This window comes from Dorea longicatena (genome assembly GCF_025150085.1).
GTDB lineage: Bacteria > Bacillota > Clostridia > Lachnospirales > Lachnospiraceae > Dorea_A > Dorea_A longicatena.
On the sequence record NZ_CP102280.1, the window covers coordinates 1,503,321 to 1,516,289 of the forward strand.

The following is a 12,969-nucleotide window of genomic DNA, read 5'->3' on the forward strand; positions in this document are numbered from 1 at the left end:
AAGGATGATTCTATGTGAAAGATGATGTTCTCATCAAGAGCAACAAATACGGCATTACGATTTATTTTAATTCCGACAATTCATTTGAAGAATTGCTTGATGACGTAAAAAACAAATTTCAATCTGCCGCCAAATTTTTTAATCATGCAAAAATGGCGGTAGAATATGAAGGCCGTTCTTTCACAGAAGAAGAAGAGCGGCAGCTGACAAGAGCGATTGAATCAGCTGCCGGTATTGAAATACTATGCATTATTGAAAAGAATACTGCTACAGAACAAGTCCATAAAAAATTACTGGACGAAAGCCTTGAAGCTATCCATGAAAGGGACGGACAGTTCTATAAAGGTACATTAAGAGGAAGACAGGTTCTGGAGTCGGAACAGAGCATCGTGATCATCGGAGATGTTGAAGAGGGTGCAACGGTTGCATCAAAAGGAAATGTAATCGTGACAGGTACTATATACGGAACCGTGATTGCAGGTGCCGCCGGCAGGACAGATGCTGTCATAGCAGCACTCCATATGCAGCCTAAAAAACTGCGGATCGGAGGGATTAAAGTAAAACCAGTTATAGGAGGAAGTTATTCATGGGCGAAGTTATTGTAATTACATCAGGAAAAGGCGGTGTTGGAAAGACAACAACAACGGCAAATATAGGTGCAGGATTATCTAAGCTTGGCAAAAAGGTAGTGATTATTGATACTGATCTCGGTCTTCGCAACCTTGATGTTGTTATGGGCATGGAAAATCTGGTTGTATATAATCTTGTTGATGTTGTTGAGGGAAGCTGCCGGCTTAAACAGGCACTGATCAGAGACAGCCGATATGAGAATCTTTATTTACTGCCATCCGCACAGACAAAAGATAAATCCGCAGTTTCTCCGGGACAGATGAAGAAACTCACCGCAGAATTAAAAGAAGAATTCGATTACATACTTCTGGATTGTCCTGCAGGAATTGAGCAGGGCTTCCAAAATGCAATTGCCGGTGCTGACCGTGCACTTGTAGTTACAACTCCGGAAGTATCATCCATCCGTGATGCCGACCGTATCATCGGACTTCTGGAACAGAACCAGATCCATACAATCGATCTTATCATTAATCGTATCCGGATGGATATGGTGAAAAGAGGAGATATGATGTCGGTTGACGATGTCACAGAGATTCTTGCCGTTCCGCTGATTGGGATCCTTCCTGATGACGAACAGGTTGTAATAGGAACGAACCAGGGGGAACCGGTAATCGGATTGGATTCAAAAGCCGGAAAGGGATATCTTAACATTTGCAAACGAATCACGGGCACGGAAGTCTCTTTTATGAATCTTGACACAGGCAAAGGGTTATTTTCCAGAATTTCCCATGCTTTCAGGAAGAATTAGGAGGATTTATTATGCTGAAAAACTCTTCCGTATCCATTGCAAAGAATCGTCTGCGCACGTTGGTCATATCAGATCGTGTACAATGTACTCCTTCGGCTTATGAACATATTTGCAAAGATTTATACGAAACACTTTCCAAATATATGGAACTTACAGAAGATGATTTTCAGGTAGAGATTAACCGTTCACAGATAGTGATAAAAATAGCAGGAGAAGAAACGTGAGATCACATAGATTTACTAAACCATACAATTTAAAAAATTACAAATTTGGAATCGTAACACTTGTCGGGATTTTGTCTGTTCTGGGTATTTTAGTTGTCGGCAGTGCAAAGGAATCACTTCAGAGCAAACAGATTCTTGGTGTTATCATAGGCTTTACTGCAATGATTGTTGTTTCCTTAATTGATTACATGTGGATTATGAATTTTTACTGGGTTTTGTATGCATTGTCTATCATTATGCTTGCAGCTGTAAAATTATTCGGAGAAAATGTAAATGGGGCAACCCGTTGGATTAAAGTAGGATTTATTCAGTTCCAGCCATCTGAACTGGCAAAAATATTGCTTATTATTTTCTTTGCCAAATTCCTGATGGAACATGAAGAGGATATTAATGATAAATTTACATTAATTAAATATGCCGTTCTGGCAGGAATTCCTCTTGCTTTAATTTTAATTGAGCCAAACTTATCTACTACGATATGTCCGGCACTTATGATCTGCCTTATGATCTATATTGCCGGACTCAGTTATAAGTTTATCGGTACGGTATTGATTATACTAGTCCCGATCGCAGTAATATTTTTGAGTATTGTTGTTCAGCCGAATCAGAAAATCCTCAAAGATTATCAGCAGAAACGTATCCTTGCTTTCATTGAACCAGAAAAATATGAAAGTGATGAAGCATATCAGCAGAAAAATTCTGTAATGGCTATAGGATCCGGACAGTTAACAGGAAAAGGACTGGATAACAATACAACTACTTCCGTAAAAAACGGTAATTTCATTCTGGAACCTCAGACAGACTTTATTTTCGCGATCATCGGAGAAGAATTAGGTTTTGTCGGAGGGTGTATAATTATTGCGTTATTACTATTGATTGTGATACAATGTATCTTAGTTGGGATACGATCGCAAGACCTTGCAGGAAGAATCATATGCTGCGGTGTTGGCGGCCTGATCGGCATACAAAGTTTTATCAACATTGGTGTTGCCACCAAAATTTTGCCAAATACCGGAGTTCCATTACCTTTTGTAAGTTATGGTCTGACTTCTCTTGTAAGTTTATATATTGGAATTGGATTAGTCTTGAACGTAGGATTACAACCGAAAAAATACCAGTAAGGAGTGAATGATATGAATATAGGTCTGATAGCACATGATTCAAAAAAAGCATTGATGCAAAATTTCTGTATCGCTTATAGAGGGATTTTAAGCAAACACAGTCTTTATGCTACAGGAACGACCGGAAGATTAATTGAAGAAGTTACGAACCTGAAAGTTCATAAATATCTTGCCGGTCCTTTAGGTGGCAAACAGCAGCTGGGAGCTCAGATTGCGCAAAATGACATTGATGCGCTTATCTTTTTGAGAGAACCCTCTAATCCAAAGCCACATGATCCAGATTTAAATGACGTGATTCGGATGTGTGATACTTATAATATCCCGTTAGCTACGAACCTTGCAACAGCAGAGATTATTATTTTGGCAATTGACAGAGGAGATTTGGACTGGCGTGAAATGTATCGGTAAATATTCAAAATTAATTTCTGTACTGTTATTAACGGTTGTCATGGCAACCGGATGTGGAATTACAGATCTGCTTGGAACGAAGAATGTAGTCTCTGAATACGAGGCAGAAAATTATAACAAAGACCTTTACACCGGAAAATTATTTGCTTCAGATTTATGTGTAGCTTCCGGTGATATCAGTCTCAGTGGCATATCTTCGGATGAGACTAATACATTACATTCTGCTGCGCTGTTTGATGTGGACAGAAAGAAAGTAGATTTTTCTTATCAAATGTTTGACAAAATATATCCTGCAAGTACAACAAAGATCATGACGGCACTTGTAGCCTTAGAAAATGCGGATCTTTCCGATGTTGTAACCGTTTCCCAGAATGCGGATATGAACAGTTTTGCTGCGGATGAAGCAACTTGTGGAATAAAAGCTGGAGATAAAATTACTTTATCCGATTTATTATATGGTCTGTTATTACATTCAGGTAATGATAATGCTACTGCTATAGCAGAATATGTAGGCGGAAGTATGGATGGATTTGCTGAAATGATGAATAAAGAAGCAGCTAAATTAATGGCAACCGGCACACAATATGCTCGAAGCATCGAAGGTTCCTGATATCGTAGAAATTGCGATTTCCACACGTCCGGACTGCATCCGTGAAGATTATCTTGATGTTTTAAATAGGATTCGCGAAACAACGGGAATTCAGATTGCAATAGAACTTGGACTTCAGACAGTAAATTATCATACTCTGAAAAGAATATCGCGCGGTCATACTCTTGCAGAATATATTGACGCCGTTCTTCGTATCAGCAGATATGGTTATGATATCTGTACTCATGTGATTTTAAATCTGCCAGGAGATGAGATGGATGATTCGATTGAAACCGCCAAGATATTATCGGCTCTTCCCGTTCAGATTGTAAAAGCACATTCTCTCTATATAGCCAAAGACACACGGTTGTGCGATGACTATGAAAATGGTACAATATCTCTATGCGAAAAAGAAGAATATCTGAACAGACTGATTGCTTTTCTTGAACATCTAAATCCGGATATTGCCGTAGAGCGTCTGTTTAGCCGTATTCCTGAAAAAGATGCCGTATTCTGCAACTGGAACACAAGTTGGTGGAAATTACGTGATGAACTTCTTTTAAGAATGGAAGAGCAGAATAGTTTTCAAGGAAAAAAACTGAACTATCTGGATGGAGCGGCATTGCGTTTATTGGACAACAAAGAATAGGAGGCCCGTATTTTGGCTGCAAATATTACTTCTTCAAATATAAAAGTTTATCAAAAGAAAAAACATTTAAATATCGGAATCGTCATTTTTGGGGTTATATTTATTTATCTTCTTGTGACGGTTCTGATGTATCTGACCGCAAAGCACATTTCTGTTTATGAAGTACGTGAGGGTTCGATCGTAAAAGATACTTCTTACACCGGTCTAGCCATTCGTAACGAAACGGTCGTACATTCCAAAGGGAAGGGTTATGTTAATTACTTTATTTCAGAAGGAAACAAAGTCGGTGCCAAAACACAGGTTTATTCCCTGTCTGACCAGAAACTTCAATTTGAAACAAATACAAACAACACACAAAAATTAACCTCCAGTGAACAGTCGGCAATCAGTCAGAAGACACAGACTTTCTGCGAAAATTATACCGACGGAACCTTTGGGGATGTATATACTTTAAAGAACAATATTTCCGGAGTTCTTGAAGGCAAGTCTAATCAGAATCGTCAGACGCAGATCGCGGCTTTGACGGAATCAGATCTTGATGGTTTGAAAGTATATACCGCTGAGTCCGACGGAATTATCAGCTATTCTGTAGATGGTTTTGAAAATACAAAAGCAGAAGATATAACCCCTGATATGCTCAACAAAGAAAACTACAATAAAAAAGAGCAGAAGAATAATACGAAAATCAAATCTGGTGATTCAGTATATAAATTGATCAAAGATGATGACTGGACACTTGTGATTGCTCTAAGTAAACAATCAGTAAAAGATTTAACTGATGCTTCCAGCGTTCAGGTCCGTTTTCCGAAAGATAACGAAACTATGACAGCGGCTTTTTCCATGAAAAAAGTAAAAGGCACCTGGCTTGGATATCTGGCATTTGATAATTCTATGGTTCGTTATGCCCAGGATCGTTTTGTAGATGTAGAGCTTATTATGGCAGATCATACCGGACTTAAAATACCAAAATCTGCAGTCACCAAAAAGAATTTTTATGTGATCTCAGAAGACTATCTTACACAGGGTGGTAACAGCAACAGCACAGGAGTATTGATCGATACCGGGAAGGAAAATGCACAGTTCCAATCAGTCGATATCTATTACCGAGATACATCAACCGGTTCTGTTTATATAGATCCTGATGATTTTGAAGAAAATACAACACTTAGAAAGCCTGATTCATCGGATACCTGCCAGTTAAACAAAACCCGGAAGTTAAAAGGTGTATATAATATTAACCGTGGTTATGCCGTATTCCGACAGGTACAGATTCTGTGCGAAAGCGATGAATATTATATTGTTCAAAGTGGTGATGACTACGGACTTTCCAATTATGATCACATTGCTCTGACGGGTAAGGACGTACATGAGGGCGATGTAATATCCTGACACACACAATAACAGATTATACAAGGAGTGGACAATTATGTTAAAAGAAAATCTGGAAAAAGTAGAAGAAAATATACAGGCTGCATGTGACCGTGCCGGACGTAAAAGAGATGAAGTTACTCTGATCGCCGTAAGCAAAACAAAACCTGTAGAAATGCTGCAGGAGGCCTATGACCTTGGAGTCCGTATAAACGGAGAAAACAAAGCACAGGAACTGGCTTCTAAATATGAAGTCCTTCCAAAGGATATTCACTGGCATATGATTGGGCATATGCAGCGTAATAAAGTAAAATACATTATTGATAAAGTTGATCTGATTCATTCTGTAGATTCTGTCCGACTCGCAGAAACAATTGATAAAGAAGCAGAAAAGCACGGTGTTATTGCCAATATATTGATTGAAGTAAATGTCGCAAAAGAAGAAAGTAAATTTGGTCTCATGCCGGAAGAGGTTCCTGAATTTGTAGAAAAGATTGCCGGATTTCCTCATATCCGCGTAAAGGGATTAATGACAATTGCTCCATTTGTAGAAAATCCAGAAGAAAACAGACCGATTTTTGCACATTTAAGAAAATTATCTGTTGACATCGCAAAGAAAAACATTGATAATATTACTATGAGTATTCTTTCTATGGGTATGACAAATGACTATCAGGTGGCCATAGAAGAAGGAGCTACCATGGTCCGTGTGGGAACCGGAATTTTTGGAGCACGTGATTATACTCATCAAGTATAAACGGAAGATAGGAGATTTATTAAAAATGGGAGTATTAGATAAGTTCTTAAGTATCATGAAGTTAGACGACGGAGATGATGAATACGATGAGGATGAATTCTTCGACGATGACGAATATGATGATGATTATGAAGAAAAGCCCAAGAGAAGCCTCTTTCATAAAAACACCAAAGACAATGATAAAGATTTCGATGAAGACGATGAAGACGATTACACAGCACCTGTGAAGTCCAAATCTGCATTCTCTAATAATAAAGTAACTCCGATGCGTCAGCCTTCAAGAAGAAGCAGTGTAAATATGGAGGTTTGCGTGATCAAGCCAACTTCTGTAGAAGATTCAAGAGAGATTACAGAGACTTTATTAAGTGGACGTACCGTTATTTTGAATCTTGAGGGACTGGATCTTGAGATTGCTCAGCGTATTATTGATTTTACTTCAGGAGCTACATTTGCAATCAGTGGTAACCTGCAGAAAATTTCTAATTACATATTCCTGGTAACACCTACAAATGTTGATATATCTGGAGATCTTCAGGATTTGCTTAACACTTCTCTGGATTCTTCATCTATGAGGTCAAGATTTTAATTATGAATAAAGAAGAAAGTATGTTACAGAAACGTCTGGTGGAACTCTCCAGACTGGCATATAACAGAGGGATTGTTATATTTTCCGACTTTCTTAATTTGAATGAATTAAATATTCTTCATACCACACCAAAAGACATGTTTTTATCTCAGTATAAAACTTATGGTGGATATGACTTATCAGAGCGTCAGATGGCTGTTTTTCTACCTGATGCTCTTTATTATGATTATGAATATCCCATTCAGATTATAGAAGTCACTCCGTCAAGCAAAAGATTTGCCGAAGATCTTACACACAGGGATTATCTTGGAGCACTTATGAATCTTGGCATCGAGCGCTCCAAAGTTGGAGATATTATTGTTGAAGATCAGAAAGGATTGATTTTTGTCAAAGAAGAACTCGCTGAATATATTGCAGATAATCTGACTGTGGTTCGTCATACGAACGTAAATACCTCCATAGGAAAAGGGGTTAAAGTAGATTATGAACCAAGATTTGAAGAGCTGAAAGGAACCGTATCTTCCATTCGTCTGGACAGTGTACTTGCTCTTGCCTATCCACTTTCCAGAAGTAAGATTACTGCACAGATTGAAGCCGGAAAAGTCTTTGTAAATGGAAAACTTATCACGAGTAACGGTTATCGTTTAAAAGACAATGATATTATCTCTGTAAGGAAAATGGGACGTATTGCATATGATGGTATTCTCTCAGAAACAAAAAAGGGACGCTACCTGATCTCTGTACGCAAATACATTTAGGACAATAATTTAAATAATTTATACAGTTAATTTATAGAAGGAGTATCATGAAGACAAATACAAAACGAATCACACATTATATAATGGCATTGGTAAGTATCGTTGTACTGGTATTATTGGATCAGATTACAAAACATCTGGTTGTATTACATCTTAAGGATCGGTCTGCCTATGTACTGATTAAAGATGTATTTCAATTAGAATATCTGGAAAACAGGGGTGCAGCCTTCGGTGTGCTGCAAAATCAACGTATATTCTTTTATATCAGTGTACTTTTGATTACAATTGCTGTTATCTGGTTTTACCACAAAGTACCTATAGAACATAAATATCTGCCGCTTCGTATCTGTGCAGTGTTAATTCTTTCCGGTGCTTTCGGCAATTGTATAGACCGGATCCGTCTGAATTATGTAGTCGATTTTTTATACTTCAAGCTGATCAACTTCCCGATTTTTAACGTTGCTGATATCTATGTAACCGTTGCAGCATTTCTGCTGGTTATATTAATACTCATTTACTATAAGGAGGACGACCTTGAAAGAATTTTCCATTGATCGCAATACAGAAGGCCAGCGGATAGACCGCTATCTTTCAGATGAATTAGAAGACAGATCAAGATCTTATATACAGAAAATTATGAAAGAAGGATATGTAAAAGTCAACCAGAAGCCTGTAAAATCCAATTACAGGCTTTCTTTTGGCGACAGCGTGGAAGTTACCCTTCCGGAGGCAAAAGAGCCTGATATCGTACCAGAGAACATTCCTTTGGATATCCTTTATGAAGACCAGGATATCATCATGATCAACAAACCAAAACAAATGGTCGTACATCCGGCTCCCGGACATTATAGCGGGACACTGGTAAATGCTTTGATGTATCATTGCGGTGATGAGCTGTCCGGTATTAACGGCTGTATGAGGCCTGGAATTGTCCACAGGATTGATATGGATACGACAGGATCATTAGTTGTATGTAAGAACGATAAAGCTCATCAAAGCCTTTCGGAACAGTTAAAAGTACACTCTATACGGCGTATCTATGTTGCTATCGTACATGGAAATATCAAAGAAGATTCCGGTACGGTCAATGCTCCAATCGGACGCCATCCAACAGACCGAAAGAAAATGAGCACCCATTGTAAAAACGGACGGGATGCAGTCACACATTATAAAGTTCTGGAGCGATTCGGCGATTACACATATATTCAGTGCGAACTTGAAACCGGGCGTACACATCAGATTCGCGTCCATATGGCAAGTATCGGACATCCTCTGGTTGGTGATGAGGTCTATGGTCCGAAAAAATGCCCATTCAAAGGATTACAGGGGCAGACCCTGCACGCACGCACACTTGGAATCATTCATCCAACCACAGGAAAATATCTGGAAGTAAATGCACCTCTCCCAGAATATTTCATTGAACTATTAGACAGACTAAGGAATATTTATAACTGAATTATGAGAAAATTCTATACATTTGTCTAAGTTTGCTGTATAATATGTTTATATTAATTCTTGTTTAGGAGCGTGATTTATATGGCAAAGACAAATACAATCATTACAATCGGTCGTGAATATGGTAGTGCCGGACGCCAGATCGGATATAAAGTTGCGGAAGATCTTGGAATCAAATTATACGACAAAGAAATGCTGGAACGCGCAGCAAAAGAAAGTGGTATCTGTGAAGAACTTTTTGAGACACATGATGAGAAACCTACCAACAGTTTTCTGTATTCTTTGGTTATGGATTCTTATTCTTTCGGGTATCCTTCATCCAGTTACACAGATATGCCAATTAATCATAAGATTTTTCTTGCCCAGTTCGATACAATCCGTAAGATAGCGTCTGAGGGACCATGTATTCTAGTCGGACGTTGTGCTGATTATGCATTGGAAGAATTCGATAATGTTTTAAGCGTATTCATTCATGCCGATATGGATGCCAGAATCCGCAGAATTGCACGTATCTATGATCTGACAGATGCAAAGGCGAAAGACTTGATCAAAAAAACGGACAAGAGACGTTCCAGCTATTATAATTATTACAGCAATAAAAAATGGGGAGCTGCCGAAAGCTATAATATCTGCCTTGACAGTTCACTTCTGGGAATTGATGGTACTGCAAAGGCCATTGAGCAGCTGGTTGAATTAAAAGAGAACATTACAGATAAAAAATTATAATCTAATTAAGCTAATAAATAAAAGGATCTCCGACATATATTATTTACTATATGTTGCCGGAGATTCTTTTTTCATTTAAATTAAAAATAGATGAACAAGAAGAACACACCTGTCACTGTGACAAAAAAGTTCCATTACATTTTATATTTCTCGTAATTTGACCGCAGAAGCAGCTTTACGGCGTCGGTTATCATCAATCGCTGCATAATGCTTTTTTGTCGTGTTAACATCTTTATGTCCCAGGACATCCGCTACCAGATAAATATCCCCAGTCTCTTTATAGAGAGAAGTACCATATGTACTGCGCAGTTTATGCGGCGTGATTTTTTTGTTCGGTGTTACCTGCCTGGCATATTTTTTCACCATATTTTCAACAGCCTGGACACCCATGCGTTTTCTCTGTGTTGACAAAAACAATGCCTGTTCATGGCCGGGAAGGGGAGTAGCGGCCTCACGGTCACCTGCCATATAATTCTTAAGCGCCTCCGCAACCTCATCACCGAAATAGACAACCATCTGATTTCCACCTTTTCTTGTAACCATAATTCCATTGTTCTTAAAATCTACATCCTTTATATCCAGTCCGACACATTCGGATACACGGATTCCGGTTCCTAATAATAATGTGAGAATAGCAATGTCACGGTCACGCGTTTTCTTATAATAATTCAGTGCCTGCCCGGTCAGATGTTCGCCTGCAGATTCCACAAAATCCAATAACAGCGCAACTTCATCAGTATCCAGACGTATGATTGCCTTATCATGTAATTTAGGCATATCTACCAGAAGTGTCGGATTTTTCTGAATGATCCGGTGCTTGAAGTAATATCCATAAAAACTTCTAAGGGCAGACATTTTTCGTGCCAGACCTTTTTCCCCATTGGTGATCAGTTCGCCGTCCTCATCACGTTTGTATACTTTCAGATATTCCAGGTATTCCTCAATATCTACAGGCTCAAGATTCTCAAGATCCTGAGGCGTAAATCTGTCAATTGTATAATTCTTGTATACAGGATTGTTTTCCATAAGAAAGTGGAAAAACACACGGATATCGTAAGCATAGTTAATACGGGTACGTGCCGATGATTTCGGTTCCATAGCACGGAAATAGTCCTTAACAAAAGGCGGTAAAGTCTTCAAAACTTCACGGAGCCGTAACGTCTGGTCGATCTGGCTCTGTTCATGATAATTATGCGGTTTGTTTGACGATGTATTGGCCAGATTTGTAGATGAATCAATCATGTAAGAAAAAACCTCCTTAAAATAATAAATATAAAAAGCATAAGTGTATGATAGTATGTATATATACATATTTTTACAAAACGTATTGTAAAGAAAACATATCGTAAATACCTTACAAAACAGTATAATTATAGCAGAATGAGTCCTTTTCGTCCACATCTTTTGGAAAAATCGGTATTTGTCGTATAGATATGAGTTACTTAAAAAAACTATTCTCTACCATTTTTTCAAAGTTTTATTTATCTCATCCATCATATCAGCTATCATTCCATAATAATAAAAATGGCAATGAACTACTATTTTTCATTCATTGCCGTGGGTGAGTATATTATATATAAGCCTTTTCAGCATATATATCAAATTTGTCCTGTTTTGAAGAATACCAAACTATTTATTATAACTATAATACGGAACCATCAGATACTGACTGTCCTGAATTTGATCAGAAGAAAGTTTGTTAATCTTTTTCACTTCTGTAATATAATCATTAACCGACTCATAATCATCTGACATATTTTCTTCGGCGATATTCCACAAGGTGTCTCCACAATGAATCTGAATGCTTTTATAATATTTATATCTGATTGAATTATCCTTTGCATTGTCATGTGCACTCACAAGACCACTTCCGTAAAACGCGCTAAGGCCCAGAATCATGATAATAGAAAAGAAACCAGCAAATAACTTCTTCACATACAAGCTTCTCTTTCTCCGGATGCTTACTCTGTTATAACCGGAATAATTGTTTCCCACATAAATCTTTTTATCCGCATTTTCGTCAGTTTCCTTCAATCCTTCCAAGTATATTCTTCTTGTGCTCATCCTGTACCCCTCCATCATTTCTTCAAAACAGTTGTCTACGAACATGTGTTCCTTGTACTGTTTATTATATATCTCGAACACATGTTTGTCAATAGATTCAATGCTATATTTCGAACATATTTTCTAAACATCTGTTTGCGTTTTCCTATATACTGTGTTATCATTAAATATATAAAAATTAACGGAAAGAAAGCCCACTTAAGGAGGACATACATATGGCACAAGGTAAGATAAGTGCAAAGCAGGAAGAAATATTGGAATATATAAAATCCCAGATACTGGAGCGTGGATTTCCACCATCGGTCAGAGATATCTGTGAGGCAGTACATCTGAAGTCTACTTCTTCTGTCCACTCTCATCTGGAAACTTTAGAGAAGAATGGATACATTCACAGGGATCCAACTAAGCCTCGTGCAATCGAGATTTTGGATGATTCTTTTAATTTTAATCGCAGAGAGATGGTAAACGTACCTGTGATCGGGCATGTTGCTGCAGGAGAACCTCTTCTTGCCGAACAGAATATAGAAAACTACTTTCCTATCCCGATGGAATACATGCCGAATAAGCAGACTTTTATGCTTAAGGTACACGGAGAAAGCATGATCAATGCCGGAATCCTTGACGGTGACCTCGTATTAGTTGAACAATCTTCTGTTGCCGATAACGGTGATATTGTAGTTGCATTACTCGATGACAGCGCTACTGTCAAAAGATTTTACAAAGAAGAAGGCATCTTCCGCCTCCAGCCGGAAAACGATGCACTGGAACCAATTATCGTCCGTGATCTTCAGATCATGGGAAAAGTAATCGGAGTCTTCCGTTTCTTCGCTTAAACACAAACAATTCCAAGCATTCAAGCGTTCATTCAATATTTATTTGTTGTTGC

16 protein-coding genes and 1 pseudogene are annotated in these 12,969 nt (G+C 38.1%); 15 read left to right on the top strand and 2 right to left on the bottom strand.

The features are described from left to right. Positions 1–14 precede the first annotated feature (14 nt). The 14 genes and pseudogenes from NQ508_RS07055 to NQ508_RS07120 all read left to right on the top strand — a co-directional run bounded on the left by NQ508_RS07055 (position 15) and on the right by NQ508_RS07120 (position 10,019). The gene (locus NQ508_RS07055) at positions 15–605 is read left to right on the top strand and encodes a septum site-determining protein MinC (protein WP_022416120.1); all 591 of its coding nucleotides are present in this window, start codon (positions 15–17) and stop codon (positions 603–605) included. Continuing rightward, entirely contained in the window at positions 587–1,378 is a 792-nt protein-coding gene (gene minD, locus NQ508_RS07060) for a septum site-determining protein MinD (protein WP_006426570.1), read from the top strand. Before NQ508_RS07055 ends, minD begins: the two co-directional genes overlap by 19 nt. Before the next feature lie 11 nt (positions 1,379–1,389). After that, positions 1,390–1,602: a cell division topological specificity factor MinE gene (locus NQ508_RS07065; RefSeq protein WP_006426569.1), complete on the top strand. Its 213-nt coding sequence runs from the start codon at positions 1,390–1,392 to the stop codon at positions 1,600–1,602. Continuing rightward, positions 1,599–2,723 carry an FtsW/RodA/SpoVE family cell cycle protein gene (locus NQ508_RS07070; protein WP_044919570.1) on the top strand — a complete coding sequence of 375 codons (1,125 nt, stop codon included), beginning with the start codon at positions 1,599–1,601 and terminating at the stop codon, positions 2,721–2,723. The genes NQ508_RS07065 and NQ508_RS07070 overlap by 4 nt, the downstream gene beginning before the upstream one ends. A gap of 12 nt (positions 2,724–2,735) precedes the next feature. Beyond that, the gene (gene mgsA / locus NQ508_RS07075; RefSeq protein WP_006426567.1) at positions 2,736–3,131 is read left to right on the top strand and encodes a methylglyoxal synthase; all 396 of its coding nucleotides are present in this window, start codon (positions 2,736–2,738) and stop codon (positions 3,129–3,131) included. Between the two features lie 271 nt (positions 3,132–3,402). Then, positions 3,403–3,741, top strand: a complete 339-nt coding sequence (locus tag NQ508_RS14260) for a D-alanyl-D-alanine carboxypeptidase family protein (protein ID WP_242654676.1) — start codon at positions 3,403–3,405, stop codon at positions 3,739–3,741. Continuing rightward, positions 3,716–4,369, top strand: a pseudogene (mnmL, locus tag NQ508_RS07085) (tRNA modification radical SAM protein MnmL/YtqA); the annotation flags it as partial. The gene NQ508_RS14260 and the pseudogene mnmL, both read left to right, overlap by 26 nt. 12 nt (positions 4,370–4,381) lie before the next feature. Beyond that, positions 4,382–5,758, top strand: coding sequence for a biotin/lipoyl attachment domain-containing protein (locus NQ508_RS07090; RefSeq protein ID WP_044919567.1), 1,377 nt, complete (start codon positions 4,382–4,384; stop codon positions 5,756–5,758). 37 nt (positions 5,759–5,795) lie between these two features. Further along, on the top strand, positions 5,796–6,494 hold the full coding sequence (locus tag NQ508_RS07095; protein ID WP_006426563.1) for a YggS family pyridoxal phosphate-dependent enzyme: 699 nt from the start codon (positions 5,796–5,798) through the stop codon (positions 6,492–6,494). 25 nt (positions 6,495–6,519) lie between these two features. Continuing rightward, positions 6,520–7,080: a cell division protein SepF gene (locus NQ508_RS07100; RefSeq protein WP_006426562.1), complete on the top strand. Its 561-nt coding sequence runs from the start codon at positions 6,520–6,522 to the stop codon at positions 7,078–7,080. 2 nt (positions 7,081–7,082) lie between these two features. After that, positions 7,083–7,838 (top strand): YlmH family RNA-binding protein, encoded by a 756-nt coding sequence (locus tag NQ508_RS07105; RefSeq protein WP_006426561.1) that lies wholly within the window; start codon positions 7,083–7,085, stop codon positions 7,836–7,838. A 47-nt stretch (positions 7,839–7,885) separates the two neighbouring features. Further along, complete coding sequence (gene lspA / locus NQ508_RS07110; RefSeq protein WP_006426560.1) at positions 7,886–8,392, top strand: signal peptidase II; 507 nt, start codon at positions 7,886–7,888, stop codon at positions 8,390–8,392. Beyond that, complete coding sequence (locus tag NQ508_RS07115) at positions 8,373–9,293, top strand: RluA family pseudouridine synthase (protein ID WP_022416128.1); 921 nt, start codon at positions 8,373–8,375, stop codon at positions 9,291–9,293. The genes lspA and NQ508_RS07115 overlap by 20 nt, the downstream gene beginning before the upstream one ends. An 81-nt stretch (positions 9,294–9,374) precedes the next feature. Next, complete coding sequence (locus NQ508_RS07120) at positions 9,375–10,019, top strand: cytidylate kinase-like family protein (RefSeq protein ID WP_006426558.1); 645 nt, start codon at positions 9,375–9,377, stop codon at positions 10,017–10,019. 141 nt (positions 10,020–10,160) lie between these two features. Here NQ508_RS07120 and NQ508_RS07125 read toward each other — a convergent pair whose 3' ends face one another. Next, positions 10,161–11,261 (bottom strand): tyrosine-type recombinase/integrase, encoded by a 1,101-nt coding sequence (locus NQ508_RS07125; RefSeq protein ID WP_006426557.1) that lies wholly within the window; start codon positions 11,259–11,261, stop codon positions 10,161–10,163. 387 nt (positions 11,262–11,648) lie between these two features. After that, positions 11,649–12,083 (bottom strand): hypothetical protein, encoded by a 435-nt coding sequence (locus NQ508_RS07130; protein ID WP_049940499.1) that lies wholly within the window; start codon positions 12,081–12,083, stop codon positions 11,649–11,651. 215 nt (positions 12,084–12,298) lie between these two features. Between NQ508_RS07130 and lexA the strand changes: the two genes are divergently transcribed. Further along, on the top strand, positions 12,299–12,916 hold the full coding sequence (lexA, locus tag NQ508_RS07135) for a transcriptional repressor LexA (protein ID WP_006426555.1): 618 nt from the start codon (positions 12,299–12,301) through the stop codon (positions 12,914–12,916). Positions 12,917–12,969 lie beyond the last annotated feature (53 nt).